Here is a 26,439-nt window from a genome sequence, read left to right as displayed (position 1 = left end):
ATGATCAGACGAAGGCCGCCCCCACGTCCGGCGAACCCCCAGGTGAGCGACCCAGTACGAGTCACCGTTCGAGGCCGAAAGAAAAAGAACAAGCTCAGCAGCGACGGACATGGGACCGCGTTCACCGGCAGGCCCTGCGCTACGCGCTGCCGCAACTGGACGCTCTGCACCACCGGGACTTCGAGTACGCGGTCCGGGACCTGATGCGGCGCGACGGGTGTACCGATGCCCGCCAGATCGGCGGGGCCGGGGACAACGGTGCCGATGTGCTGGCCACCGACCCGCTGGGCCGGACCTGGGTCATCCAGTGCAAGCACCGTAAGGACGGCGACCGCGGCTCAGCCGTCGGCACTCCGGACCTGCAGCGGGTGAACGGCACCGCCCGCCAGCTCCACGGTGCCGACATCGTCCTGGTCGTCACCAACGGCCGGTTCTCCACGCGGTGCGCGCCGCTGGCCGCTCAGCTGCACATGCACCTGGCCGACCGGCGGACCCTGGCGGCCTGGGCGGGCGGGGGACGGCCGCTGTGGGAGATCCTCCCGAAGATCCCCGCCCCCCGCAGAAGCCGGTAGCCTCCGCCGCGTCCGGTCGCCCGGTCCGTATCTCACGCCCGCTCATCCGTCGCGTCCCCCGGCGGGGACGGGGTTATCGGCTCATGGGGGGGGTGAAGGTGACCGGGAGGGTGTGGGGGCCGCGGAACGTCGGGGCGTAGCCCCAGTCGACGTCGCCGCTCGGGATGTCCAGGGTCAGGTCCGGCAGGCGGCCGAACAGCGTGGTGATCGCTATTTCCGTCTCCAGCTTCACCAGATGGCTGCCCAGGCAGGTGTGCGCGCCGTGGCCGAACGCGAGGTGCGGGCGGGCATCGCGGGTGAGGTCCAGGGTGGCGGGGTCGGGGAACCGGTTCGGGTCGCGGTTCGCCGCCGCCAGCGACAGCAGCACCACGTCGCCCTCCGCCACGCGGGCGTCCGCGATCGTCATGTCCTCGCCCGCGTACCGGTACTCCGCCACGTGCGACGGCGAGTCCAGGCGCAGCAGCTCGTTGACCGCCCGGGACCAGTCGATGTCGCCGCCGAGCAGGGCGGTTCGTCGGCCGGGGTGGCCGAGCAGGCGCAGGATGGTGGTTCCGAGGAACTGGATCGTGGTGATGTGGCCGGCGCCGATCAGTGTCATGACCATCACCTCCAGCTCGTCCCCGGTCAGCGCGCCCGACTCGATCAGCCGCGTCGGCAGGTCGTCTCCGGGGTGCGATCGTTTGTAGGCCACCAGCTTGTGGACGTAATCCAGCACCTCGGCCAGTTTCTGTTCGTCGCGCGGCTGCTGGAACTTCGCGCGGTACCACATGTCCAGGACGTCGGCGGCGGGCGCGCGCTCGGCTTCCGGGACGCCGAGCAGGTCGTGCATGACGGCGACCGGGATCTTGCGGGTGTACTCGGCCACGAGGTCCGCGCGCCCCCGCCCGGCGAATGACTCGATGGCGTGCGCGCAGGTCCGGGTGGTGCGATCGCGCAGGCGGGACACTGCGGCGGGGGTGAACGCCGCGGCGATGAGCCGGCGCAGCCTGGCGTGTCCGGGATCGTCCAGATGGGACAGGCCGGGCGGGTGCGGGTCGGGGCCGGCCGGGGCGGCGCTGCCCAGGCGGCGGTCGGCCAGGCAGGCGCGGACGTCGTCGTACCGGGTCACCAGCCACATCCGGCCCGGGATGTTCGGGCCGTCGACGGGGCAGACCGGGTCGTGCTCGCGTAGCCAGGCGTAGCCCGGGTACGGGTCGGCGGTCATGACGGCCGGCCGGCGATCAGCAGCTTCTCCAGCGGGGACGCGGCGAGCGGCACGACCCGCGTCTGGGTGAGCCCGGCCTCGCCCAGCCATGCCGTGAGGTCGGTGTAGCGGTGCACGGCGCCGCCGTGTCCCTGCCACAGGGTCAGGTCGAACATGCCGAGGAATCCGGCTGCGGCCGGGCCCAGTGCGGCCTGTGGTTCGCGGTCGTGGTCGAGGATGGCGATGCTTCCCGTGGGGGACAGCGATTTCGCCGCGCGCCGGAACAGTTCGCGGCATTCCTCGGGGCGGTGGCCGTGCAGGACGTTGAACAGCAGGACCAGGTCGTGCCCGGTGCCGAGGTCGTCGGTGAGGTAGTCGCCTGCCCGCGCCGTCACCCGGTCCGGCGGGGCGTCTTCGCGCAGGGCCGTGATCGTCTCGGGCAGGTCGAAGACGGTGATCCGCACGTCCGGGCGGCGGCGGCACAGTTCGACGGCGTGGTCGCCGTGGCCGCCCCCGATGTCCAGGACGGTCGCCGCTGGGGGCAGCGCGGCGGCGATGTCGTCGGCCAGGTCCACTGCGGCGCCGGCGAGCATCCGGCGCAGGCGGGCCCCGGAGGCGGGGCGCTCGCTCAGCCAGGTGTAGAAGCCTCGGCGGGGCGTGCCGGTACGGATGGTGTCCTCGATGTCGGCCCAGTGCTCGAACAGGACCTCGTGCCAGAACAGTTCGGCGTCCACGGGGCCGGGCGTCGTTGTGGTCGTGACCCCGTTCTCGTCGTGCCGCAGGTAGCCGGAGTTCACCAGGACGTTCACCAGGCTGCGTACCCCGGCCGGGTCACCGCCGATCGTGGTGGCCAGCTCTTCGACGGACCGGGGGCCGGCTTCCAGCGCGGTGAACACCCCGAGCCGGATACCGGCGATCATGGCCCGGTACCCGGCCGCGCCGAGCCGGTCCAGTACCGGAGCGGGGACACCGGGGGATTCTTCGGGCAAGGGCATGGTCATCCACTTCCGGAAAGTGCGCCGGCACCGGTGAGGAAGTCCAGGTGCCTGCGCAGCATTCGCTCGTTGGCCGGGGGGAACCCCACTCCCGCCCCGGCCGCGGCGGCCCAGGTGCGGGAGCAGTCGAACCGCGGGTGCGGGCGGGGGTGTTCGGGCAGGGAGAAGGCGAGCGGGGCGAAGGGCCCGGCCGGGTCGGCGAGCATCCGCTCCCGCCATCGGTGGTAGGGCATCACCTCGGTCGGGTGGCCGGCCGAGGTGAGGGCGGCGGCGAGTGCGGTACGGGTGAGGCCGCCGTCGCCGTGGTAGTGGTGGTTCCGGCAGGGGTGGTCGGGGGTCTGGGAGAGTGCGACGACCGCGGCGGCCACCGTGTCCACGGGCACCATGTCGAGCACCTCGGTGGTGTCCGGGACGGCGCCTGCGGCGATGCATCCGGTGAGCCAGCGGCTGAACGCGGAGCGCGGGGCGGCGGCGCCGGTGGCGGTGTCGCCGACGATGGCCGCGATGCGGTGGATCGAGACGGGCAGGCCGTGGTCGCGGGCGGCGGTGGCCATGGCGTCGGCCACCCATTTGCTGAGGTCGTAGCCGCTGGTGAGGCCGCTCGGGTCGGTGGGGGTGTCGGCCTCGGTGATGAGGCGGCCGTCGTAGGCGTCGCCGAGGAAGACGCCGAGGGTGGAGATCAGGTGCAGGGGGGCGCCGCTGTCGCCGGCCAGGCGCAGGATCGCGGCGGTGGCGTCGACGTGGGCGGGTTTGAGGGTGTTGTAGGGGGCGGCGAAGTGCGGCACGGCGGCGTTGTGGTAGATCGCGTCCATGGTCGTGAGGGTGTCGTGGTCCTGCGTGGACAGGCCGAGGCCGGGTGCGGAGAGGTCGCCGGGGACGGGTATCACGCGGTCGGTGGCCGGGAGCCGGCCGATCGAGCTCTGGCGGACGAGGCAGTGGATCCGGGCGTCGGTCCGGGTCAGGAGCTGGTCGAGGAGGTGGCGGCCGAGGAAGCCGGTGGCGCCGGTGAGCAGGATCCGGCGTGGCGTGCCGGGCGGGGGGGTGGCGGGTGGGTGGAGGGGGCGGAGACGGATTTCGGGTGGGGGGACGGCGTCGGCGCGCAACTGGTCGGCGGTGGGCGGGTCTGCCGGGGCACCGTCGTCGATGGCTGCCGCGAACGCCGCCACGGTGGGGGCGGTGAACAGGGTGCGCATCGGCACCGTGACGCCGAGGCGGTCGCGGACGGCGGCGAGGACGTGGGCGGCGATGAGGGAGTGCCCGCCGATGGTGAAGAAGTCCGCGGTGCGGTCCACGTCGGACTGGTCGAGAACGGTGGCGAAGATGGTGGCGACGGCCCGTTCGGTGGCGGTCCGGGGCGGGTCCGCCGGGGCGCGGGGGGTGGTGGGGGGTTCGGGGAGGGCGGTGTTGTCGACCTTGCCGGTGCTTGTGGTGGGTAGGGCGTCGAGGACGACCACGGTGTCCGGCACGAGATGTGCGGGCAGGCGGCTCGCGCAGAAGGCGCGCAGGGCGGGAGGGTCGGGGAGGGCGGCCCGCGGGCCGGGGGTGGCCGGACCGGGTGCGTTGCGGGTGGGTGTGGTCGGGGCCGGGGCGCCGACGTAGCCGATGAGGCGGTCGCCCCTGGCCACCACCACGGCCTCCGTGACGGCCGGGTGCGCGGTGAGCACGGCCGCTACCTCCCCCGGCTCCACCCGGTTGCCGCGGATCTTGACCTGGTCGTCGGCCCGGCCGACGAATTCGAGTGTGCCGTGCGGGTTCAGCCTCGCGAGGTCGCCGGTCCGGTACATGCGGGCGCCGGGGTGGGCGCCGTAGGGGTCGGCGAGGAACGCCGCGGCGGTCGCGGCCGGGTTTCCCCGGTATCCCCGGGCGGGGGCCGTTCCTCCGATGTAGATCTCGCCGACCACGCCGACGGGCACCCGGCGCAGGGTCGGGTCGAGGAGGTGGACGCGGACGTGTCGCAGCGGGCGGCCGATCGGCAGTCGGGTGGGGTGCTCGTGGCCGTCGGTGGTGCGGTGGCTGGTCGCGCAGACGGTGGCTTCCGTCGGGCCGTAGTGGTTGTGGAGGGGGATGCCGTGCTTGGCCCACGCGCGGACGGCCGCCGCCGGGACGGTGTCGCCGCCGACCATCATGATCTTCAGCGGGAGGCGTTCCCCGGCGAGATCGGCCACCCAGCGCTGCCAGAGGGGGGCCGCGGTGTCCACCGCGGACAGTTGGTGCTCGACGCAGAGCTTGAGGAGGTCCGGTCCGGTGAGGCTGCCCGGGTCGGGGTGGATGACGAGGGTGGCCCCGGCCGCGAGGACCGGGAAGATGTCGCCGAACGCGGCGTCGAAGTGCGGGGGCGGGACCATGAGGAGGCGGTGTTCGGGGTTGAGGCCGTGTTCGGCGATGAACGCGGTGGTGAGGTTGAGGAGGGTGTCGTGCTGGACTTCGACGCCCTTGGGTTCGCCGGTGGAGCCGGAGGTGTGGACAACGTAGGCGAGCTGGGAGGGGTGGATGGGTGGGGGTTCGTGGTGGCCGGTGGCGGGGAGGGTGTCGCGGGTCAGGACGGTCCTCGCGCCGCAGGCGGTGATCAGGGCGTGCTGGCGGGAGGGCGGCTGGGCGGGGTCGATGGGGACGAAGCAGCCGCCCGCCTTGAGCACGCCGAGGATCGCGATGATCGCGTCGGCGCTGGAGGGGATGGTGATCGCGACCGGGTCCTCGCTGCGGATGCCGGCCTCGCGCAGGTGGTGGGCGAGGGCTGAGGATCTGCGGTCCAGGTCGCGGTAGGTGAGGGGGGTGGCGGCGAGGTCGAGGACGGCGGTGGCGTCGGGGGTGCGGGCGGTGCGGGCCGCGATCAGGTCCACGACGGTCGTGGCGGGCCCTGGGGTGTGGACGGCCGGGCCGGGGAGAGGTGTGTGCGGTGCACCGGGGGAGGCCGGCTCGGGCCGGGTGCCGAGGGTGGTGTGGGCGGCGCTGTCGGCCGGGGACAACAGGTCCAGGTGGGACAGGGGGAGACCGGGGTGGCGGACCACGGTCTCCATGACCGCCAGCACCTGGTCGGCGATCCTGGTGATGGTGTCCGCCTCGTAGCGGTCGGTGCGGTGGTCGATGAGGGCGGGCCAGTCGCCCTCGCGTTCCCTGATGTGGAGGGTGAGGTCGAAACGGCTGGTGGCGCGGTCGATCGGCAGCGGGGTGGTGGTCAGGCCGGTGAAGGTGACGGGGGCCGTCTCGCGGTTGAGGACCAGCATTGTCCGGAACAGGGGGTGGTCCTGCCGTGGGGTGGGGACCGTGGTGAGGATGTCGGCCAGGGAGATGTCGGCGTGGTCCATCGCGTCGGCCACCATCGCGGTGGCGTCGGCGAGCAGGTCGCGGGGGGTGGCTCGGCGGTTCGTGCGGAGCCGGAGCGGGAGGGTCGTGACGAACATGCCGATCGCGTCGTCCCGCCCGGCGGGGCGGGTGCTGACCGGGGTGCCGACGACGAGGTCGTCACCGCCGTCCCGGGTGGAGGAGACGATGGCGAGGACGGCCAGGAGACCGGCGAAGGTGGTGGCCCGCTCGCCCCGGCACCAGGTGGCGAAGCGGCGGGCGAGTCCGGCCGGGATGGTGAACCGGTGGGTGGCGCCGGGGGCGGTGCCCGCGCGGTGGGGGTGAGCGGGGCCGGGCCCGGATTGCGGGTGCGGCGATCCGCCCGGTGTGGGGTCCCAGGCGGTGCCGTACGGGTGGTCGGGCGGGGGTCCGGAGGCAGGCGGGGCGTCGCGGAGTGTTCCGGCCCAGAATTCGGTGGTCCGTCGCCGTGGGCCCGCGGGGGCCGGCGTGGGGATCGGTAGTCCGGGTGCGCTGGTCTCCGTGCTGGGCGCGGTCCTTTGCCCCTGGGCGTCCGTGGCACCGGACAGGGGTGAGGAGAGCGGGTCCGCGGTGGTCAGGGTTCTCAGCAGGATCGACAGCGATGTGTCGTCGCAGATGATGTGGTGGGCGGTGATCGCCAGGAGGTGGGTCGTGGGGGCGGTTCTGATCAGGTGGGCTCGCACCAGCGGGCGCCGGGTCAGGTCGAAGGGGTGGTCGGCGTCCCGGGCGGCCAGGCGTTCGGCCTGGGGCCACGGGTCCGTGTGAGTGCTCAGGTCGGTGGTGCGCCAGGCCCTCGCCGGCAGCTCGTCCGTGCAGGGCGCCGCGTTCAGCTGCGGGATGTTGTCATGGACGACGACCGCCGACCGCAGGACGGGGTGGGTGGCCAGGGTGTGGGCGAACCTGGTGCGCAGGTCCGCCTCGTCGAGTGCGCCCTCCAGGCGGAACGCGGCGTGCACGGTGTAGGCGCCGTTGTCCTGGCCCGCCTGGTGGGTGATCCACAGTCCGTGCTGCGGGCCGGACAGCCGCCCCGGTGGAGCGGGTGCCGGGGCGGGGATATCCGGAGCATCCGGGATTTCCGGAGTGTCGGGATTGTTCTGGCCCGTCTCGATCGCGGTGGCCAGGGCCGCGACGGTGGGGTGGGCGAACAGGGTTCTGATCGTCACCTCCGCGCCGGCCGCCGCCCGGATCCTGGCGACGGCCTTCACCGCCGCCAGGGAATGGCCGCCGGACAGGAAGAAATCGTCGTCGCGGCTCACCGGGCGTGCCAGCAGGCGCGCGAAGATCCCGGCGATCGTGGTCTCCAGACCCGGGTGGGGGTCAGAGGCGGCGGCATCCTGCGCCGGTGGGGGCAGGGCGCGTATGTTCAGCTTTCCGGAGCTGGTCAACGGGAACGCGTCCACGGACACCATCGCCGACGGCACCAGGTAGGCGGGAAGGACACGGCTCAGCCGCTCCCGTACCCTCGGCCAGCGGGGCCGCCCGGCGGCCGGGATCACGTAGGCGACCAGGCGGTCGCCGTCACCGGCCACGCGGGCGTCGGCGACCTCCGGGTCCGCCCGCAGCGCCGCTTCCACCTCGGCCGGTTCCACCCGGTGGCCACGCACCTTGAGCTGTGCGTCCACCCGCCCGACGAACTCCACGACACCGTCCGGCCGGCGCCGCGCCAGGTCGCCCGTCGCGTACATGCGGGCGCCGGGAACCGGTGAGAACGGGTCGGCGACGAACCTCGCCGCCGTCCGGCCGGGTGCGCCGAGATAGCCGCGCGCCAGCGGGAACCCGCCCAGGTACACCTCGCCGGCCACGTCGTCGTCAACCGGTCGCAGGCCCGCGTTCAGCAGGTACACGGCCACCCCGTCGAGCGGGTCGCCGATGCCGAAGCGGCTGCCGTGCCGTACCCGCCCGGCGGTCGACCAGATCGTCGTCTCGGTCGGGCCGTACGCGTTCCACAGTTCGGCCCCGCCCGGCGGCCCGGCCAGCGGCCCGGCCAGTTCCGGCGTCAGGACCTCCCCGATCGACACCCGGACCCGCACGCGCTGCGGCACGCCTCCGGCCGCCACCAGCACCGCCCACACCGACGGGGTGACCTGGAGGACGGTGACCGCCTCGGCCGTCAGGCGGCGCGCCAGCGCGGGACCGTCCACCACGGTCTGGGGCGGCAGGGCCACCACCCGGGCGCCCACCGTCAGCGGTGCCACCAGTTCCCACACCGAGATGTCGAACGCCGGGGAGATCATCGCCGCCACCACGTCCCCGGCGCGCAGCCCCACCAGCGCCGCCGACCGGGCCAGCATCCCGGCCACCGCGCGGTGCGGCACGCCCACCGCCTTCGGGCGGCCGGTCGACCCGGACGTGTGGAACACGTACGCCAGCGACTCCGGCACGATGAGGGGGTCGACGCGCTCGAACTCCTCCGGCAGGTCCCCGATCCCGGTCAGCACGACGTGGGCGGCCTCGGTGACGGCCCGGCGCCTGGGCTCGGGCCACAGCGGTTCCACCGGCACGTACACCGCGCCCGCCCGCCAGATCCCGAGGATGGCCACCACCAGGTCCGTGCCGCGCGGCAGGTCCACCGCGACCCACGCCTCCGGCCCGGCGCCCTTGGCCCGCAGCACCGAGGCCAGCGCCGCCGAACGGCGCTCCAGTTCGGCGTAGGACAGCTCACCCACCGCGAGGCCGTCCGCGGCGAACCGGATCAGCTCCAGCACGGTCGACGGCGCCGGAGCGCCGGCCGCCGGTGCGGCCGCCGCCACCGGCGGCGGCGTGGCCGTCAGCGCCGACAGCCGGCGGTCGGGGCCGGCGCACGCACGGTCCAGCAGGGCCAGCAGCCGCCCGGCGATACCGTCGACCGTCGTACCGTCGAACAGGTCGGTGTCGTGTTCGGTGACCACGGCCATCTCCGCGCCGCCGGACTCCACCATCACGGTGAGGTCGACGTCGGCGGTGCCCGTGTCCGGCAGCATCCGGTCGGCCCGCACGCCGGGGAGCAGCAGCTGGGGTGGGTCCTGCATCACGAGGTGCGCCTGGCACAGTGGTGCGTGGCTCGGGTCGCGGGAGGCGCCGGCCGCCTCGACGATCCGGTCGAACGGGACTGCCGCGCCGCCCAGTCCCGCCGCGACCGCGCGGCGGGCTCTGGCCACCAGTTCGCGGAACGTCGGATCGCCGCCGATTCCCACCCGCAGCGGCACCGGGTTCACGAACATGCCGACGGCGTCGGCGTACTCCGGCCCGGGCCGGCCGGACACCAGGGTGGCGACCACTACGTCGTCCTGGCCCGCTGTCGTGCCCAGCGTGGCGGCGTAGGCGGCCTGCAGTACGACGAACCGGGTGGCGCGGGTGGCGCGGGCGAGCGCGTCGACCCGCGCGGTGAGTCCTTCGGGGACGGTGTGGCGGCGCAGCTCCCCCCGGAAGGCGCGCATCCTGGGGCGGGGCCGGTCGGTGGGCAGGGTGAGCAGGTCCGGCGCGCCGTCCAGCTCGGACGCCCGGCGGGACGGGTCGTGGTCGATGGTGTCCGGCGGTGCTGCGGGGTCCGGCAGTGGCCGGGCCGGGTCGGCGTACAGGGCGCTGATCTCCCCGCACAGCACCGACAGTGACCTGCCGTCGACGACCGTGTGGTGCGTGTTGATCACCAGTATGTGGTCGGTCGGTGTGATCCGGCCGAGCCGGATCCGGAACAACGGTCCGGTGCGCAGGTCGAACGGCTCCCGTGCGGCCCGTGCGGCGAATGCCTCGGCGTCGGCGGCCGGCACCGTCCGCACCACGAGGTCCGCGGCGCCTGCCGGGCCCACCCGTCCGGCCGGTTCGCCCTCGGCCTCGTCGAATGTGGTGCGCAGTGCCGGGTGCCGGGCGAGAACCAGATCCGCCGCGCGCCGGAGCGCGTCTGCCGATACGGGGCCGGCCAGCCGGAACACCGCGGGGTTGTTGTGCAGGGGTGCGCCGTCGGCGAAGGCCTCGAGGAACCACAGGCGCCGGGCCCCGGGCGGGAGGGGGAGGGTCATCGGTAGGCTCCCCGGTCTCCGAACCGGCTTCGGTAGGCCGCCAGATGTTCCGGGTCCGTCTGGAGGAACGGTGCGTCGGCGGCCACCATGTGCCGCACCGCCAGCAGGGGCAGCGGGCTGCGCATCGGCCGGAAGTCCGCGTTCCACAGGCCGGGCGCGGAGGGTGGTCCCGGGTGGAACTCACCGATCATCAGGCCGCGTTCCACGAATGCGGGTTTCAGGTCCCGCTGTGTGCGGTCGATCTCCCCGGGTGTGACGTCGGGCAGTACCACCAGGACCGTCCGGTATCTGGCCTGGGGTCCCTCACGCGGCGGCAGGTCGGGGAACCAGTCGCGGTAGGCGGTCATCACCGCCCGCAGGTCCGGCTGTCCGGGGTGTACGGCGAGGAAGAGCCCGCCCCGTTCCAGCGAGAGAGCTGTGTACGGGCAGACGTCGCCGCCCCGTCCCAGGTCGGGGTGCGGCCGGCACAGGTAGGACCGTGTCCACGCCAGGACCACCTGGGCGGCGGCGGGCAGGTCGGGGTGGTCCGGTTCGAACAGGGTGACGTCGCCCGTGGGGTGGCTCAGCATCTCCCGCTCCGCTTCCGCCGTGCCGCGGCGAGCAGTGTGACCGCGCCGAGCCCGGCGAGTCCGCCGAGGAGGCGGTCCTGGCGGCGGGCCCGGGCGAGGGCGTCGCCGTACGGGAGGCTGCTGTGGCTGATCATCGCGTACAGGGTCCGCCACCCCGGTATGAGGCGGCCGAGCGCGAAGTCGATCCGTTTGCGGGCGAGGAACACCGGTGAGCGCACCCGGTCGCGCAGCTCGACGAAGTTGCGGGCGGAGAGCTCGGCGAGCACGTCGGTGTGCGGGCGGCGGCGGGCCTCGAACGCGGTGAGCGCGTCGCTGGGGGGGTACTCGGCGAGACATGCGTCGAGGACCGCGCAGTCCTCGAACGCGGCGTTCATTCCCTGGCCGTAGAACGGGAACACGGCGTGCGCGGCGTCGCCGACGAGGACGACACGGTCGTGCTGCCACGGTGCGGTGCGCACCGACACCAGGCTGCCCGGCTGGTGCGCGAGGAACTGTGTGACCAGGTCGGGCACCAGATGGGTCAGGTCGCCGAACTCCTCGGTCAGGAACGCTCCGGCCCGTGCGGGGTCGCGCAGCCCCGAGAACCCGGTGTCGCCGTCGAAGGGCAGGAACACGGTGCCGGTCAGTGATCCGTCCGGGTTGGGGTGTGCCACCACCAGTCCCCGTCTGCCCGGCCACACGTGCAGTGCCTCCGGCCGGTCGGCGGCCGGGATGGTGAACTCCCGGTAGCCCCAGTCCAGATGTGTCTGGTGGAACTGGGCGCGTACCTGGCGGTGCAGGTGGGCGCGGACGGTCGAGTACGCGCCGTCCGCGCCGACGACGAGATCGGCCGGGAACGTGCGGGCCGGGGTCCGTACCTGGGTGCCGGCCAGGCCGGTGACGCGGTGCCCGAACCAGAGCCGTACCCGGGGATCGGATGCGGCGGCGTCGAGCAGGGTGATGTTGAGGTCGTGGCGGCGGACGGAGTGCAGTACCTCGGTGTCGTCGGTGCCGTAGGGCTGGTAGGTGACCCGGCCGTTGTGGTGGACGATCCGCCCGTGCATGGGAACCGCTTTGGCCAGGGCTTGTTCGAGGAGGCCGATGTCGCGCAGCGCCGCCCGTCCGCGTTCGGACAGTCCGATGCTGATCGAGGCGGTGTCCGGGCCGTTGGTGCGGCGCGGGTCGCCGCGCCGCTCCACCACGTCCACCTGGTGGCCGCGGCGGGCCAGCCGGATCGCCAGCATGGTTCCGGCCATGCCCGCCCCGACGATGACGATGTTCATGTCCGCCCCCCGGCCGGGGCCGCCGGGGACAGGACTTTGGCGAGGCCGGCGGGTGTGGAGGCGTCGAACACGGTGGCCACGGACGCGTCCACGGCCAGTTCGACCCGGATCCGGCTGACCAGGGCGGTGGCCATGAGCGAGGTGCCGCCGAGGGCGAAGAAGTCGTCGTCCGGTGCGACCGGATCCACCGACAGCACCTCGGCGAACAGCCGGGTGAGGTCGTCGGCGAGCGTGCCCGGGGGCCGCTGGGCGGGTTCGGCGAACGCGGTCCGGTCCAGTTTTCCGTTGGGGGTCAGCGGGAAGTGCCCGACCACCTCGATCAGGTCGGGGACGAGGTGGGCCGGCAGCCGCTCGGCGAGGTGCGCGCGCAGGTCCGGCACGCTCGCCCTGTGCGGCACCACGTAGCCCACCAGGTAGGTGCCGAGCGGTCCGGAGCGGGCGATGACCGCTGCCCGCGCCACCGCCGGGTGAGCGCCGAGTGCGGCCTCCACCTCGGCCGGTTCGACCCGGTGGCCGCGGATCTTCACCTGGTCGTCGGCCCGGCCGAGGAACAGCAGGTCACCGTCCGGCAGTACGCGGACCAGGTCGCCGGTGCGGAACATGCGCGACCCGGGCGGACCCCACGGGTCGGCGACGAACCGTTGCGAGGTCGCCCCGGGGCGGCCCAGATAGCCGCGCGCGACCCCGGCGCCGCCGATGTACAGCTCGCCCTCGGCGGCCGGGGCGCATGTCCCGTCCAGCACCCGTAGTTCGGTGCCGGGGATCGCCGCCCCGATCGGGGCCACCGGGCCGCCGGTGAGCGGGGCGCTCATGGTGGCGCACGCGGTCGTCTCGGTCGGGCCGTAGGCGTTGATCATCCGGCGGCCGGCGGACCACCGGGCGACGAGGTCCGGTCCCGGTGCCTCCCCCGCGACGATCAGGCAGGTGACCGAAGGCAGCGCGAGGTCCGGCTGGGTGGCGAGCGCGCTCGGCGGCATGCACACATGGGTGACGCCGTGCTCGGCGATGAACCGGGCGAAGGGTTCGCCGGGCGGAAGGCCCCCGGGCGGCGCGAGAACGAGCGTGGCCCCGGTGAGCAGTGCCATGCACAGGTCGGCGACGGCCACGTCGAAGCCGACCGACGCGTACTGCAGCACCCGGGCGCCCGGCCGGGCGCCGAAGCGTTCGCGTTGCGCCGCGACGAGGCGGGTGATTCCCGTGTGGGGGACGATTACGCCTTTGGGCTTTCCGGTCGAGCCGGAGGTGTAGATGACGTAGGCGGCGCACGCCGGGTCGGGGTCCGCCACCGGGGCGGCGGGCCCGGGTGCCGCGGCCTCCAGTGCCCGCAGCTCCCCCGGCGTCAGCACCAGGGCGGGGCGGGCGTCGGCCAGCACGGCGGCCACCCGGTCCGGCGGCTGGGCGGGGTCGAGCGGCAGGTACGCGGCTCCCGCGGTGAGCACGGCGAGCACGGCTACCACCATGTCCGTGCCGCGCGGGATCGCGACGGCGACGATGTCGTCCGGCCCGACCCCGCGGTCTCGCAGCCCGCCCGCCACCGCGCGGGCGCGGGCGTCGAGCTCGCCGTAGGAGAGCGTGTCGTCAGCGGCGGCAACCGCGGTCGACTCCGGGGCCCGGGCGACCTGGCGCCGGAACATCCCCACCATTGTCTCGGCCGGTAGGGGATTCACCGTATTCAATCGCGCGTCCACTGCGGTTTCACACTCCGTGACCCACGGAAATCCATTAGGAACGGGGGGAACTCTGTCCCATGATGCGGATCGGTGTCAACGAGGCGGAGAGGGCGCTTATTTTGGTGCTCATCCGATGTGCCGGCCGTAATGGCAATCGTGAGAAATTGCTCATGGAATCTTTGTCCTCGGCGGTCTGTTCGGCGCCATAACCTGGCCAGTATCTTGTAGCTGCTTCCCGGGACCTGGTCAGTTGCGCACTGCCGGGCGTGACCAGGCCGTGCCCGGAAATGGGGTTGGCCCATCTGGAGGAGTTCGGATGAGCGGGACATCGCCGGGTACGCGGTCCGGGGACACACCACTGGTGTTCGTGCCGGTCGGCCGGGTGGCCGAAACGCTTCTCGTGCGGGTCGCCGGGTCCAGCCCCGACCACGTCAGCGCGCTCGCGCAGTGCCCGGACGGCCTCCCGCCGATCCTCGTGCACCGGCCGACCATGCAGGTGGTCGACGGTGTGCACCGCCTGCGCGCGGCCAGGCTGCGGGGGGACGCCACCATCGGTGTGCGGTTCGTCGACGGTTCCGAGGAGGACGCGTTCGTGCTGGCCGTGAGCGCCAACGTGACGCAGGGGCTGCCGCTGACGCTGGCCGACCGTACCGCCGCCGCCTCCCGGATCCTCTCGTCGCATCCGCATCTGTCGGACCGCCTGATCGCGTCGACAGCCGGGCTGTCCGCCAGGACGGTGGCCTCGATCCGGCAGTGTTCAACCGGGGAAATGACTCAGTTGAACACCCGTCTGGGCCGCGACGGGAAAGTGCGGCCACTCGACGCCTCCCACGGGCGGATGATTGCGAGTAGGGCGATTTCGAACAATCCAGATCTTTCTTTGCGGGAGATCGCCCGGATCGCCGGAATATCGGTCGGCACCTCCCGGGATGTCCGGGAAAGAATGCGGCGCGGCGAGGATCCCGTTCCGTCGCGGCATCGTCTTTCCGCCGGGCACCGTGCGGAAAGCAGCGTACCGGGCGAGAAAACCGGCGGTGACAACGTCACCAACGGCACGCCTCGCGCCGAACGTGACCGGTTCCTGCTTTCGCTGCGCACCGATCCGTCGTTGCGGTTCTCCGATATCGGCCGCGCGCTCCTGCGGCTGCTCGACGCCAACACCCTGGACGCCGCGCAGTGGGACCGCCTCGCCGCCGCCGTCCCCCATCGCTGGTCACCGGTGGTCGCCGACCTGGCCATGGACTGCGCGGCCGACTGGTCGGCGCTCGCCTGCCGGGTCCGCGGCGAGGTCGAGGTCAGCGCGTGAGTGCGGCGCGCACGCCACGGCGATCGCCGCCGCCGCCTCGACCACCGCGAACAGTGCGACCACCGGGAGCAGTCCGGAGGAGCTGCCGGTGATCGCGGCCGCGACCAGCGGCCAGAAGCTGGAGACGGTGACGCCCACCTGGTAGGTCACGGCGATCGCGGAGAACCGCACCATGGTCGGGAACAGGTCCACCAGGAACGCCGCCAGGCCACCGTAGATCGCGCCGTGTGCGATGGTCAGCGCGGGGATGAGCACCAGGGCGACCAGTGTCGGATCGCCCGAGGACAGCCAGGCGCCCGCCGGGATCATCGCCAGCACCGCGACCACGTAGCCGAAGATCATGACCGGCCGGCGGCCGAACCGGTCGGACAGTGCGCCGAACACCGGCAGTGTCACGCACTCTCCCAGGGCGGCGATCATCAGCCAGGTCATCACGGTCGACCGTGCCTCCGGCCCGGCCTTCGCCGCGTGCGCCACCAGGAACACGGTGAACATCGCGATCACCGACCCGGTGCCGAGCGAGGCGAGAATGCCGATCACCACGCGGCGCGGCCACCGCCGCAGCACCGTGATCACCGGTACCCGGGCGGCGTGGTTCTCTGCCCGGCCGCGCACGAACTCCGGTGTCTCCCCGACCCCCAGCCGGACCCAGATACCGATGCCGACCAGGACGCTCGATGCCAGGAACGGCAGCCGCCATCCCCAGGTCAGGAAGTCCTCCTCGGGCAGGTTGGAAATCAGTACGAAGGTCAGGTTGCTGCCGAGCAGCGCCACCGCGAAGCCCATCGCGGGCCAGCTGCTGAAAAAGCCCCGGCGTTCGGGCGGGCCGTGTTCGGTGCTGAGCAGCACCGCGCTTCCCCATTCGCCGCCGATGCCGATTCCCTGCGCGACGCGCAGCGTCACCAGCAGGACCGGTGCGAGGACACCGGCCGTGTCGTAGGTGGGCAGCAGGCCGATACCGAACGTGGCGATGCCCATGACGAGCAGTGTCCACACCATCATCGACTTGCGGCCCACCCGGTCGCCGAAGTGGCCGAACAGCAGGCCGCCCAGCGGGCGCGCGACGAATCCGGCCGCGTAGGTGGCGAACGAGGCGAGGACACCGCCGGCGGCTGATGTTCCCGGGAAGAACAGCGGGCCGAACACCAGCGCGGACGCCGTCGCGTAGAGGAAGAAGTCGTACCACTCGATGGCGGTGCCGATCGTGCTCGCGATCAGCACCCGGCGGACCGGACGGGGCACCGGGGCCGCCCCTGGTTTCACGCGTCCTCGTCGGACACGAGAAGCCGCCCGCCGAGTTCGTGGGGATCGGCGGCGAGGTCGTAGGCCCATACCTGGTGCCCGTCGGCCTCCCAGATCACCTTCCGCCCGTCGGCCCGCACCGCGTGCAGTGCCTTCAGGTCCGGGTAGTCGTCGGAGGCGGCGGCCCGCTCCTGCGGGAAGTAGGTCTCCGAGTACGCCTCGCGGGATGCCCCGGTGCCGCCCGCGAAGAACTCGGTCAGTGAGGCACCGTCCGAGGGCCGCGGGTCCAGCCCGAGGTGGTCGAGCACCGTCGGCATGATGTCGACCAGCCGCACCTGGCTGTCCACGCTCATCCCCGCCGGCACCCCGGGGCCGCTGATGATGAGCGGCACGTGCTGGGTCGCGTCGAACAGCAGGCAGCCGTGGCCCTCCTCGTAGGGGTGGCCGAGGTCGCCGGCGTGGTCGTTGGGGTACCACCCGGCCAGGTCCTCGCCGTGATCGGAGAAGCACACCACCAGCATCGATTCGATGTCGTGGCCCATCTCGGCGATGCGGTGCAGCAGTTGCTGGACGTAGTGGTCGGTGTAGGCGATCTCGCCTTCGTACGGGTTCGCCACCTCGATGCCGACGTCCTCGGGCGGTTCGTAGGGCCAGTGCGCGTCGAAGAAGTGCGCGAACAGGAAGAACGGGGCGGTGCCGTCCAGCGACTGGAGCCAGCGGGTGGCGCGTTCGGCCACCAGCGGCGCGCGCTTGAGCGCCAGCCCGCGCAGTTTCACGTCGCCGACCGACAGCGGGTCCCGGCCGTCCGGCAGCAGCGGGATCTCGTCGTCGTAGAAGTCGAACCCGCGGTCGATCCCGTACCACTGGTTCAGGCCGGGGCAGGACACCACGGCGCCGGTCGTGTACCCGGCCGCCGACAGGCACTCCGCCAGTGTCGGCACCCGCTTGTCCAGTGCTTCGCGGAACAGGTGCCGCACTCCGTGGCGGGGCGGCTGGAGTCCGGTGAACACCGTGGCGTGGCTGACCGGTGTCAGGGGGCACGAGGAGATCGCCTGGGTGAAGCTGGCTCCGCCCGCGCGCAGCCGCTCCACGCCGGGGTACTTCCCCGAATAGGCCACGTCGGCGCGCACGGTGTCCAGGGAGATGAACAGGATGTTCGGCTGTGTGGTCACCGGGGATTCCTCATGTATTCCTCTGTCGAGAGCCAGCGGCACCGCAGGCTAGCAACGGGCTCCCCGCGTACGACAACGGCGAACGGTGCGGCATGAACACCCGTGCGGTGCGGGATGAACACCCGTGCTGAACAGCACATCCCGCCACTACAGTTTCCCGGCGGAGCGTCCACGACCGTGACGCGAGGGAGAATTCACATGGCGCGCAAGTTATCCCTGGCCCTGGAGCTGTATGCCGACGCGAACGGCAGCGTCGACCAGCGTTACATCGAGCAGATGCGCAACCAGGACGCCGAACCGGTGCCGGCCGATCCCGCGCTGCCGCGGTTCACCCTCATCGTCGGGCCCTCGCCGTTCACCATGCCGCGCGGCTGGGAGTTCTTCCTCACCTCACCCTATGAGGGTGCGACGTACATCTCGACCGTGCTGCACAACGCCGGGTACCCGGTGCGCATCGTGGATGTCCGCTACACCCCGGACCCGCTGCGGGCGGCGTACGAGCAGATCATCGAAGGCACCGACGTGCTCGGTGTGTGCACGTTCGAGGACAACTTCCCGTTCTGCCGCACGCTGATGGCGATGGTCCGCGAGTCGCACCCGGACATACCGATCATCTGCGGCGGCTCGCTGGTCACTTCCGCTCCGTCGGTGTTCATGTCGGACACCGACTGCGATATCGCGGTGATCAGCGAGGGCGAGATCACCATCCTGGAGCTGATGGAGAGTTACGCCCGCGGTTCGTGGCAGCGGGATCTCCCGGCCGTCAAGGGCATCTGCTACCGGGACGAGAAGGGCAACGCGCGCCGCACGGCGCCGCGCGGCCAGATGATGGATCTCGACGCGCTGCCCAGGATGCGGCTCGACCTGTGGCCCCAGTCGCGGTCGCCGCTCGGTATGCAGCCGCAGGTGATCTCGTCCTACAGCCGTGGCTGCAAGATGGACTGCTCGTTCTGCTATCGCACCACCCCGCAGGTGCGGGCGAAGTCGCCGGAGAAGATGGACCGCGACCTCGACTGGCTGAAAACCCAGTACGGCGTGGAGTTCTGCTTCTTCGTCGACCTCACGTTCAGCTCGCACCGCGGCCAGACCATCGAGATGTGCGACGTGATCTCCCAGCACGATCTGCGCTGGACCTGTCTGACCCGGTGCGCCGACATGGACGTGCCGCGCATCGACGCGATGCGGGAGGCGGGTGCCGACATCATCCTGTACGGCGTGGAGTCGCTGGGCCGCGAGGTGCTGCGCGAGGCCCGCAAGGGCAGCAGCGAGAACCTGACGGTCCGTGCGATGCGCACCACGTTCGACGGCGGCGTGCGGTTCGGGTCGCTGCTCATCGTCGGTCTGCCGAACGAGACCGAGGAATCCCTGTCGGACATGGTGCAGTTCGCCGAGCAGTACAACCATGTGACCCGGGTGAAGTACCTGTCGGCGATGCCCGGTACGACGGTGTACCAGGACGCGGTGCGGAACAAGGTGATCCGCAGCGAGGTCGACCACCTGAACTGGCTGTCGATCGAACAGGCGCTGCACGAGGACGAGTTCCTGAATGTGAGCGGGCTGCCCGAGCAGGTCTGCCGGGACGCGTACAAGCGGGTGTACGACGCCTATCAGCCCGGCCCGGTGATGGACTTCCAGCACTGGCCGGAGCACTTCCAGTACTTCGACCCGCAGCCGGCCGACGGTACCGAGCGGTCGACGTCGTATGCCGGGACCGGCTGGCGCGCGGACTGGAGTTCCGCCGCCGCGCCCCTGGTTCCCGGTTCCGAGCATTACACACTGGACAAGGTGGCCGACGCCGAGGTGGCCAGGGTGGGGAGCACTCTGATGGACTGCGGTGCGAAGAAGCTCACGGCCGGGGCCTGAGCGGTGTCCGCTCAGGACGGCCCGATCCTGATCATCGGGACCGAGCGCTCCGGGTCGAACCTGCTGCGGCTGGTGCTCGACGCGCACTCGCGGATCGCGGTCCCGCACCCGCCGCACTTCATGCGGTACCTGTCCGGCATCCCCTACGACGGTGACGTCGAGGCGATGGTGGACGACGCGATGTGGCTGCTGCGCAGCCACATCCACCCGTGGCCGCACGTGATCGACCGGGCCGCGGTGGCCGAGGCGGCCGTGAGCGGAAAGGCGCCGTCGCTGTTCGGGGTGGTGTCGGCGATCTACGACCAGTACCGCGTCGCGGAGGGCGCGGCCCGGTGGGGGTGCAAGAGCACGTTCATGGTCGAGCACGTCGACGAGGTCCTCGCCGGGCTCCCGGACGCACGGTTTCTGTGGCTGGTGCGCGATCCCCGCGATGTGGTCGCGTCGGCGAAGCGGGCCGTGTTCGGCTACTGCCACCCCTACCGGATGGCACTGCGGTGGGCGGCCGAGCAGGAGCTCGCCCGTGCGGCCCTGGAGCGGTGGGGGCCCGGGGTGGTGCGCCTGGTGCGGTACGAGGATTTGGTGTCCGCGCCCGAGCGGGAGATCCGGGCGGTCTGCGACTTCATCGGTGAGGCGGTCGAGCCCGCGATGCTGGCGCACCACCTCCGTGGCAACGCCCGGGTGACCGCGTCGCTGTCGGCGTCCTGGCGCACGGCGGGCGACCCGATCACCACGGCCCGGATCGGCACCCACCGGCGGGGGCTGTCCGACCGGGAGCGGCGGCAGGTGGAGAGCGTGACCGGGCGGGCGATGGAGAGGCTTCGCTACCCGTTCGACGGGGCCTCGCCGGCCGAACCGGCTCCCGGCCCGCTCGGCGTCGCGCTGCGCGGGTGCGCGGTGCGGCTGGCGGTGGAGGCGCGATCACTGTGCACCGACCGCAACCACTTCCGGCGCTGGCGGCGCGACGCCGTCGTCCTGCGGCTGCGCCGCCGCGCGAGGCCGGGTCGCGTCCCGGTTCCGGCAGGAGAGAGCAGATGAACGAAACGGGAAGAGTGCGCACGCACTTCGCCGACCGGGCGGGCACCTACGACCGGTCCAGTGCGTGGTGCACCGACGACGCGCTCGGCGAGCTGATGCTGTCCGCGGCCTCGCCCCGGCCGGGCGACGCGGTCCTGGACGTGGCGTGCGGCACCGGACTGGTGTCGAAGCTGTTCGCCGGGCGGGTGCGGCGGCTGGCCGGTGTGGACATCACGCCGGAGATGGCCGAGCAGGCGCGCGGCGTGCTCGATGAACTGGTGATCGTCCCGGCGGAGGAACTGCCGTTCGGTGACGGCACGTTCGACATCGTGGTGTGCCGTCAGGGGATCCAGTTCATGGCGCTGCCGGACGCGGTGCGGGAGATGGTGCGGGTGACCCGGCCGGGCGGGCGGGTCGTGCTGAGCCACCTGTGCGCCTACGGGGACGACGACCGTGAGGAGTACTTCGAGATCCTGCGGCTGCGCAACCCGGCCCGGCGGCACTTCTTCCGGCCCGGCGATGTCGAGGCGCTGCTCGCCGGCGCGGGGTGCGACCCGGTGCGCTCCCAGCGGTATGTGTCGGTGGAGGACGTGGACGTGTGGTCGGACAACGGTGCGATCGGTGAGGACGCGCGGGAGGCCATCCGGGATTGCTACGGGAAGGCGTCGCCCGCCTTCCGCGCACGGCACTCGGTGGCCGGGGCGGACGGGCGGATCACCGACCACATGCTGTTCGTCGTCGCCTCGGGAACGAGGGTCTGACATGGAACCCGAGCAGTGTCTCGCCGACGGGGTGCGGGCCGCGTTCCTCGCCGAGGCGGCCACCGCGGCACGGTACACCTACTGCGCGCGGATCGCCGGGATCGAGGGCCACGCCGAGGCGGCCCGGGTGTTCGGCGAGCTTGCCGAGAGCGTGGCCTGCGCCGCCCACGGGCACCTGGATGTGCTGCGCGACCTGCTGGGCGGTGACGATCCGGGCACCGGCCACCCGCTCGGCGACACCCGCCGCAACCTCGCAGCGGCGATCAGCGGCGACCTCGGGGAGGCCACCGAACGCTACCCCGGCCTGGCGGCGCGGGCCCACACGGACGGCGTGGCCGATCTGGCGAGCTGGCTGGAGACACTGTGCACGCTGAAGAAGACGCACGTGGACCGGCTGGAGCAGGCCCTCACCGGGCTGGCCGAGCCGCGGTCCGCCGGGAACGGAGCGCCATGACCACCGACTACACCGCCGAGGCGATCACCCTCTACTCCGGGCTGGAGGCGGTGCGCCGCAACCCGTCGATGTACGTCGGGTCGACCGGCCCGGACGGCGCCCACCACCTGGTGTTCGAACTGGTCGACAACGCCGTGGACGAGGCCGCCGCCGGGCACTGCGGCACGATCTCGGTGGAGCTGCACGGCGACGGTTCCTGCTCGGTCACCGACGACGGCCGGGGCATCCCCACCGGCCCGCACCCGGAGGCCGGGATCCCGGCGTGTGAGCTCGTGCTCACCACCCTGCACTCGGGGGGCAAGTTCGACCACTCCTCGTACGCGACCTCGGCCGGGCTGCACGGCGTCGGTCTGGCCTGCGTGAACGCGTTGTCCCAGTGGTTGCGGCTGGACGTGTGGCGCGACGGCGCGCACCACAGCGAGTCGTTCGCCCGGGGCTCGGTCCGGGCGCCGCTCGAGCGGGCCGGCGACAGCGGCCGCCACGGCACCCGGGTGTGGTTCTGCCCGGACCCGGAGATCTTCTCCTCCTGTGTCCTGGACGCGGACCTGGTGCACGCCCGGCTGCTCGACATCGCGTACCTGCACCCGGGGCTGCGGGTCGAGCTCACCGACCACCGCACCGGGCGGCACGAGTCGCTGTGCGAGAGGGCCGGGGTGCGGGGCCTGCTCGCGTACCGTGCCCGCGACGCCGAGAAGGTGCACGCCGAGCCGGCCACCGTCACCTGGGCCGGCGACGGGTGCGTGATCGACGCCGCCGTCCAGTGGACCGAGGGGTACGCGGAGCAGATCTTCAGCTACGTCAACACCATCCGCACCGATCTGGGCGGGTCGCATGTGGAGGCCCTGCGCGGTGCGCTGGCCGGGGTGGTGGCCGGCCACCTGGGCCGGTCCGCGGACAGGATGACCGTGGTCGACATCCTGGAGGGGCTGACCGCGGTGATCGCGATCCGGATCCCGGACGCGCGGTTCGACGGCCAGACCAAACGCACCCTGCGCAACGACGACGCGGGCGCCCGCGTGTTCGACGTCGTCACCGAGCAGGTACGGCGGGCACTGGCGGCCGACCCGGAGCTGGCCCGCCGCATCGCCGAACGGGCCGTCGACGCGAGCCGGGCCCGGCTCGCCGCGCGGCTGGCCGGGCGGACGGCCCGCTCCCGGACCCGGGCCGTCGAGGTCGACTACGCGGTCTACCAGCGGCAGTTCGGGATCCGCTCGAAGGACTGGCACGACTCGTGCGCCTGGCTCACCGACGAGGACCTCCTCGGCAAGCACGCACAGCTGTGCGCGGTGGCGCCGGACGCGCGGATGCTGGACGTGTGCTGCGGCAGCGGTGTCGTCGGCGGCGCGTTCCGCGGCCGGGTCGGCGAGATGGTCGGGCTGGACCTCACCCCGGAGATGGCCGCGCTCGCCGCCACCCGGCTGGACGTCGTGCACCAGGGCACCGTCTACGACCTGCCGTTCCCCGACGCCAGCTTCGACCTCGTGGTCACCCGGGAGGTACTGCATCTGCTGCCCCAGCCGGAGCGGCCGGTGTCGGAGATCTTCCGTGTGCTGCGGCCGGGCGGGCAGTTCATCGTCGGGCAGATCGTGCCGTACACGGACGTGGACGCGTTCTGGATGTTCCGCGTGTTCAAGAAGAAGCAGCCACTGCTGTACCAGATGTTCCGCGAGGAGGACTTCCGGGCGCTGCTCACCGGCGGCGGGTTCACCGACGTACAGATGGAGGAGTACTTCCTGTGGGAGTCGATCGACCGGTGGATCGACACCCACGAGACGACACCGGCGAGCCGGCAGGAGATCTACCGCCTCTACTACGACGCGCCGCGCGAGGTGCGTGCCGCGCACCCGTTCGAGGTACTGCCGGACGGCTCGGTACGTGACCGGTGGCGGTGGTGCGTGTACTCGGTGCGGAAACCCGGCCATGCCTAGCCGCACCGTGGAGCGCCCGGTCGCCGAGGTCGTGCGCCGGCTGGAGGTGCTGCGGCCGCTGCGGGGCACACCGGTGCCGCACCTGCGCACGAAGGTCCGCGATCTCGTCGTCGTCGCGTCGAGTTCACGGGGCGGGTCGAGCATGCTCTCCGAGCTGCTGCGGTCCTCGCCGCACCTGCTGCACCTGCGCGGTGAGCTGAATCCGCTGCTGCGGCTGGCCGGCCTCGACCACCCGCACAGCGGCACCGGGTCCGACGCTCTGGACGCGGCGCACTGGCACGGGCTGCCGCCGGACTCCCGGGCACTGTTCGAGGCGGAACTGGCACTGGACGCGGGCTCTCCCGGCACCGGCGTGGAAAACCTGGCGGCGGACGCGGCGTGGCGGCTGGTCGTGCAGTGGCCGGGGCTGGACCTCGATCCCGTCGACCTGGTACGGACCGCCGAGGCGGTACTGGACCGTGACCTTCCCCGGTTCACGCGGGCGCTGACCGGCAGGGCCGGCGTGGACCCGTGGTACTACGACCTTCCCGGGGAGTCACCGGGACCACGGCCGGCCGGGCCGCCCGGTGACGTGCTCCTCGAAGAGCCGCCCTTCGTCCTGCCCCGCCCGTGGCGGCCCGCGGACGAACACGATCTCGCCACGAAACCACTGGTGATCAAAACACCGGGCAACGCCTACCGGCTCGGCTTCCTGCGGGCGGCGTTCCCCAACGCACGCCTGCGGGTACTGCACCTGACCAGGAACCCGGCCGCGTCGGTCAACGGCCTGGTCGACGGGTGGCTGCACCACGGATTCCACGCGTACCGGCTGGACGAACCGCTGCGCATCACCGGATACGCCGACGTGCGCCCCGCCGACCGGCACTGGTGGAAGTTCGACCTGCCACCCCACTGGCCCGCGTACACCGCCGCCGCCCTGCCCCAAGTCTGCGCCCACCAGTGGCTGTCGAGCCACCGTGCGGTGCTCGCGCACGGGGCGGATCACACGGTGCGGTTCGAGGACCTGATCAGCACTCCGCACACCCGTGCGGACGCCGTCGAGCAGATCGCCGGCTGGCTGGGGATCCCGTTCGACGGGCCGCTGAAACGGGCCGCGACCGGCGGTATCGCCGCCACCGTGGCCACCGCCCAACCACGCCCCGGCCGGTGGCGGGCGCGCGAGGAAGACATCCGGTCCGCGCTGAGCACCGACGTGCTCGCCATGGCGGAAAGGCTCGGCTACACCCATGACGACCACTGGATCTGAGCCGAGCACCCACGGCGGCCCGGGATGGATCCCCCGGGTGGCATCGCATCTGGACGAAGTCACGGCCGGGGAGGTATGGGCGCCGTGCGGATACCGGTCGGAGAGCGCCGTACTGCGGTCGGTGCTGCTTCTCCGCCCGCCGGACAGCATCGCCGCGGTACGAACGCCGGGAGCCTCACTCATGCTCGGGCCGGTGGATCTCCCGAAGATGCGGGCACAGTACGACGCACTGGCGGACCGCCTGCGGGACAACGGGATCGAGGTACACCTCGCCTCCCCCGCCGCGACACCGAACGTCGTGTTCGCACGGGACCTGTTCTGGATGACACCGGCCGGGGCGGTGCTGGCCCGGATGGCATCGGCACAGCGGGCCGGCGAGGAACGGCATGCCGCGCTCGCGCTGGCCGGGGCCGGGTTCCCGATCCTGCGCACCGTGTCCGGCACCGCCCTGTTCGAGGGCGCCGACGCACTGTGGATCGACCCGTCGACGGTGATCGTCGGTACCGGGTTCCGCACGAACACGGCCGGCGCGGCCGAAGTCGCCTCGGCCGTCGGGACACTGGGAGCGCGGGTGGTGACCGTGCCGCTCGCGCCGGGCGTACAGCACCTGCTCGGGGCGGTCGTGTTCCTCGGCCCGGCCACCGCCGTCATCCACCGGGCGGCGTGCCCCCCGCAGCTGGCGGCGCTCCTCGCCGAGTACGGCTACCGGGTGATCGCGCTGCCGCCGGACGAGGAACTGCTGGTACGGCGCGGGATGAACCTGCTGGTCCTCGCACCGGGGCGGGTCCTGATGCCCGCCGGCTGCCCGGGAATCCGGCGGACGCTGGAACGGGCGGGTATAGCCGTCGAGGAGATCACCATCGGCGAGTACCTGCGGGCGGCCGGCGGGATCGGCTGCGTGAGCGGGGTGCTGCGCCGTGAGCACTGACAGCCGGCCAGGTACCCGGCTACTGGGCCGGGTACACCGTGGGGTCATCCAGCGGCACCTTCAGCCAGGAGATCATCTGCCGGAGCTGGTGGTACGCCGCGAGCCGCTGCTCGTCGGAGCCGGCCTCCTCCGCGGCCGCGATCGGCTCCCACAGGCGCGGCACCATCACCGGCCCGAGCTCGAGCAGGCCGCCGCTGCCGCCGGTGGCCCACTTCGCCAGCACGTACCGGACGATCGCGCCGACCGGGATGTCCAGGTTCCGGGACATGCCGCGCACGGTCTCCAGCGGATCGAGGAGCCCGTAATCGACGACCTCCGCCTTGAAGTTGGCATGCGGGTCCTCCGGTGGCCAGCACCGTTCCCACTGGCGCAGCCGGACCGCCGGCGTACCGGTCGTGTCGTAGGCCAGGTCGTCCGTGTCGCCATTCATGCCGCCACCCTAAGGGCGGCACCGAGCTTGTCCGACCGGGCAGGGATGAACACCGAAACCAGAAAGGAGATCCAGTGAACGTGAACCTTCGTGAGGAGGAAGTCGCGCTCGTTCCGACCGAGTCGGGTGCCGCGGCCAGCGGTACCGCTACGGCCGACGACGAAGCGATCCGTCAGCAGTTGCGCAGCCTCGGCTACCGCATCTGACCCAAGCGCCCCGGCCCTCCGGCACAGGCGGGAGGGCCGGGGCGTCCGGGCGGAAGAGGCCGGGGCGTCCGGGTAAAGCCGGGGCGCCCGGGCGGAAGCGGCCTGGGCGTCCGGGCGAAGCCGGGGCGCCCCGGCGGAAGCGGCCGGGCGGAAGCGGCCGGGGCGGAAGAGGCCGGGGCGCCCGGGCGGAAGCCGGGGCGGAAGCGGCCCCGGGCAGGCCCGCCACGCACCCGCCGGGGCCGTGACGGTTCCACACGGCCGGGCCCGGCTCCCGCCCGGGGCGGCACACACCCCGCCGGCCGGGCAGGCCCGTCACGCCACG

At 72.6% G+C, this 26,439-nt stretch carries 19 protein-coding genes; 10 read left to right on the top strand and 9 right to left on the bottom strand.

From position 1 onward, the window contains the following. Positions 1 to 572, top strand: a 572-nt coding sequence (locus ACZ60Q_RS35455) for a restriction endonuclease (RefSeq protein WP_469641692.1), incomplete at its 5' end; no start/stop codon positions are given. A 73-nt stretch (positions 573 to 645) separates the two neighbouring features. On the opposite strand, the gene ACZ60Q_RS35450 is transcribed toward ACZ60Q_RS35455, so the two are convergent. Genes ACZ60Q_RS35450 through ACZ60Q_RS35425 form a run of 6 tightly spaced genes read right to left on the bottom strand, consistent with a single transcriptional unit; the run spans position 646 to position 13,540 of the window. Next, on the bottom strand, positions 646 to 1,776 hold the full coding sequence (locus ACZ60Q_RS35450) for a cytochrome P450 family protein (protein WP_469641691.1): 1,131 nt from the start codon (positions 1,774 to 1,776) through the stop codon (positions 646 to 648). After that, positions 1,773 to 2,750 carry a class I SAM-dependent methyltransferase gene (locus tag ACZ60Q_RS35445; protein ID WP_469641690.1) on the bottom strand — a complete coding sequence of 326 codons (978 nt, stop codon included), beginning with the start codon at positions 2,748 to 2,750 and terminating at the stop codon, positions 1,773 to 1,775. The genes ACZ60Q_RS35450 and ACZ60Q_RS35445 overlap by 4 nt, the downstream gene beginning before the upstream one ends. Before the next feature lie 2 nt (positions 2,751 to 2,752). After that, positions 2,753 to 10,066, bottom strand: a complete 7,314-nt coding sequence (locus ACZ60Q_RS35440) for a non-ribosomal peptide synthetase (RefSeq protein WP_469641689.1) — start codon at positions 10,064 to 10,066, stop codon at positions 2,753 to 2,755. Beyond that, positions 10,063 to 10,635: a DUF6875 domain-containing protein gene (locus tag ACZ60Q_RS35435; RefSeq protein ID WP_469641688.1), complete on the bottom strand. Its 573-nt coding sequence runs from the start codon at positions 10,633 to 10,635 to the stop codon at positions 10,063 to 10,065. Before ACZ60Q_RS35435 ends, ACZ60Q_RS35440 begins: the two co-directional genes overlap by 4 nt. Continuing rightward, a complete protein-coding gene (locus tag ACZ60Q_RS35430; protein WP_469641687.1) occupies positions 10,629 to 11,897 on the bottom strand; it encodes an FAD-dependent oxidoreductase in 1,269 nt (422 codons plus the stop codon). The genes ACZ60Q_RS35435 and ACZ60Q_RS35430 overlap by 7 nt, the downstream gene beginning before the upstream one ends. Then, a complete protein-coding gene (locus ACZ60Q_RS35425; RefSeq protein WP_469641686.1) occupies positions 11,894 to 13,540 on the bottom strand; it encodes a non-ribosomal peptide synthetase in 1,647 nt (548 codons plus the stop codon). The genes ACZ60Q_RS35430 and ACZ60Q_RS35425 overlap by 4 nt, the downstream gene beginning before the upstream one ends. A 343-nt stretch (positions 13,541 to 13,883) precedes the next feature. On the opposite strand from ACZ60Q_RS35425, the gene ACZ60Q_RS35420 reads away from it, so the two are divergent. Next, on the top strand, positions 13,884 to 14,873 hold the full coding sequence (locus tag ACZ60Q_RS35420; protein ID WP_469641685.1) for a ParB and winged helix-turn-helix domain-containing protein: 990 nt from the start codon (positions 13,884 to 13,886) through the stop codon (positions 14,871 to 14,873). Here ACZ60Q_RS35420 and ACZ60Q_RS35415 read toward each other — a convergent pair. Continuing rightward, positions 14,781 to 16,136 (bottom strand): MFS transporter, encoded by a 1,356-nt coding sequence (locus ACZ60Q_RS35415; protein ID WP_469641684.1) that lies wholly within the window; start codon positions 16,134 to 16,136, stop codon positions 14,781 to 14,783. The two genes, ACZ60Q_RS35420 and ACZ60Q_RS35415, sit on opposite strands and share 93 nt — an antisense overlap. Then, positions 16,133 to 17,287, bottom strand: a complete 1,155-nt coding sequence (locus ACZ60Q_RS35410) for a sulfatase (RefSeq protein WP_469641683.1) — start codon at positions 17,285 to 17,287, stop codon at positions 16,133 to 16,135. The genes ACZ60Q_RS35415 and ACZ60Q_RS35410 overlap by 4 nt, the downstream gene beginning before the upstream one ends. Positions 17,288 to 17,485: 198 nt before the next feature. Between ACZ60Q_RS35410 and ACZ60Q_RS35405 the strand changes: the two genes are divergently transcribed. The 7 genes from ACZ60Q_RS35405 to ACZ60Q_RS35375 are packed head-to-tail and all read left to right on the top strand — an operon-like array spanning position 17,486 to position 25,481. Continuing rightward, the gene (locus tag ACZ60Q_RS35405) at positions 17,486 to 19,150 is read left to right on the top strand and encodes a B12-binding domain-containing radical SAM protein (protein ID WP_469641682.1); all 1,665 of its coding nucleotides are present in this window, start codon (positions 17,486 to 17,488) and stop codon (positions 19,148 to 19,150) included. 3 nt (positions 19,151 to 19,153) lie between these two features. After that, complete coding sequence (locus ACZ60Q_RS35400; protein ID WP_469641681.1) at positions 19,154 to 20,185, top strand: sulfotransferase family protein; 1,032 nt, start codon at positions 19,154 to 19,156, stop codon at positions 20,183 to 20,185. Beyond that, positions 20,182 to 20,925: a class I SAM-dependent methyltransferase gene (locus ACZ60Q_RS35395; protein WP_469641680.1), complete on the top strand. Its 744-nt coding sequence runs from the start codon at positions 20,182 to 20,184 to the stop codon at positions 20,923 to 20,925. The genes ACZ60Q_RS35400 and ACZ60Q_RS35395 overlap by 4 nt, the downstream gene beginning before the upstream one ends. A 1-nt stretch (position 20,926) precedes the next feature. Continuing rightward, positions 20,927 to 21,379 carry a rubrerythrin family protein gene (locus ACZ60Q_RS35390; protein WP_469641679.1) on the top strand — a complete coding sequence of 151 codons (453 nt, stop codon included), beginning with the start codon at positions 20,927 to 20,929 and terminating at the stop codon, positions 21,377 to 21,379. After that, positions 21,376 to 23,307, top strand: coding sequence for a methyltransferase domain-containing protein (locus ACZ60Q_RS35385; protein ID WP_469641678.1), 1,932 nt, complete (start codon positions 21,376 to 21,378; stop codon positions 23,305 to 23,307). Before ACZ60Q_RS35390 ends, ACZ60Q_RS35385 begins: the two co-directional genes overlap by 4 nt. Further along, positions 23,300 to 24,553, top strand: coding sequence for a sulfotransferase (locus ACZ60Q_RS35380; protein ID WP_469641677.1), 1,254 nt, complete (start codon positions 23,300 to 23,302; stop codon positions 24,551 to 24,553). The genes ACZ60Q_RS35385 and ACZ60Q_RS35380 overlap by 8 nt, the downstream gene beginning before the upstream one ends. Positions 24,554 to 24,590: 37 nt before the next feature. After that, a complete protein-coding gene (locus tag ACZ60Q_RS35375) occupies positions 24,591 to 25,481 on the top strand; it encodes a dimethylarginine dimethylaminohydrolase family protein (RefSeq protein ID WP_469641676.1) in 891 nt (296 codons plus the stop codon). A gap of 19 nt (positions 25,482 to 25,500) precedes the next feature. Here ACZ60Q_RS35375 and ACZ60Q_RS35370 read toward each other — a convergent pair whose 3' ends face one another. Then, positions 25,501 to 25,911 carry a DUF6027 family protein gene (locus tag ACZ60Q_RS35370; RefSeq protein WP_469641675.1) on the bottom strand — a complete coding sequence of 137 codons (411 nt, stop codon included), beginning with the start codon at positions 25,909 to 25,911 and terminating at the stop codon, positions 25,501 to 25,503. Between the two features lie 80 nt (positions 25,912 to 25,991). Between ACZ60Q_RS35370 and ACZ60Q_RS35365 the strand changes: the two genes are divergently transcribed. Beyond that, positions 25,992 to 26,117 (top strand): hypothetical protein, encoded by a 126-nt coding sequence (locus tag ACZ60Q_RS35365; protein WP_469641674.1) that lies wholly within the window; start codon positions 25,992 to 25,994, stop codon positions 26,115 to 26,117. The last annotated feature ends 322 nt before the right edge of the window (positions 26,118 to 26,439 follow it).

This window comes from Streptomyces sp. NPDC104313 (assembly GCF_055583985.1).
The sequence above is the reverse complement of the archived record's forward strand: the minus strand, read 5'-3'. Positions and strand labels throughout refer to the sequence as shown.

Excerpts from the sequence above, each read along its gene's own strand:
- ACZ60Q_RS35450 (WP_469641691.1), bottom strand. The coding sequence starts at position 1,776 with ATGACCGCCGACCCGTACCCGGGCTACGCCTGGCTACGCGAGCACGAC.
- ACZ60Q_RS35445 (WP_469641690.1), bottom strand. The coding sequence starts at position 2,750 with ATGCCCTTGCCCGAAGAATCCCCCGGTGTCCCCGCTCCGGTACTGGAC.
- ACZ60Q_RS35440 (WP_469641689.1), bottom strand. The coding sequence starts at position 10,066 with ATGACCCTCCCCCTCCCGCCCGGGGCCCGGCGCCTGTGGTTCCTCGAG.
- ACZ60Q_RS35385 (WP_469641678.1), top strand. The coding sequence starts at position 21,376 with ATGACCACCGACTACACCGCCGAGGCGATCACCCTCTACTCCGGGCTG.
- ACZ60Q_RS35380 (WP_469641677.1), top strand. The coding sequence starts at position 23,300 with ATGCCTAGCCGCACCGTGGAGCGCCCGGTCGCCGAGGTCGTGCGCCGG.
- ACZ60Q_RS35370 (WP_469641675.1), bottom strand. The coding sequence starts at position 25,911 with ATGAATGGCGACACGGACGACCTGGCCTACGACACGACCGGTACGCCG.
- ACZ60Q_RS35435 (WP_469641688.1), bottom strand. The coding sequence starts at position 10,635 with ATGCTGAGCCACCCCACGGGCGACGTCACCCTGTTCGAACCGGACCAC.
- ACZ60Q_RS35390 (WP_469641679.1), top strand. The coding sequence starts at position 20,927 with ATGGAACCCGAGCAGTGTCTCGCCGACGGGGTGCGGGCCGCGTTCCTC.
- ACZ60Q_RS35420 (WP_469641685.1), top strand. The coding sequence starts at position 13,884 with ATGAGCGGGACATCGCCGGGTACGCGGTCCGGGGACACACCACTGGTG.
- ACZ60Q_RS35395 (WP_469641680.1), top strand. The coding sequence starts at position 20,182 with ATGAACGAAACGGGAAGAGTGCGCACGCACTTCGCCGACCGGGCGGGC.
- ACZ60Q_RS35405 (WP_469641682.1), top strand. The coding sequence starts at position 17,486 with ATGGCGCGCAAGTTATCCCTGGCCCTGGAGCTGTATGCCGACGCGAAC.
- ACZ60Q_RS35425 (WP_469641686.1), bottom strand. The coding sequence starts at position 13,540 with ATGGTGGGGATGTTCCGGCGCCAGGTCGCCCGGGCCCCGGAGTCGACC.
- ACZ60Q_RS35430 (WP_469641687.1), bottom strand. The coding sequence starts at position 11,897 with ATGAACATCGTCATCGTCGGGGCGGGCATGGCCGGAACCATGCTGGCG.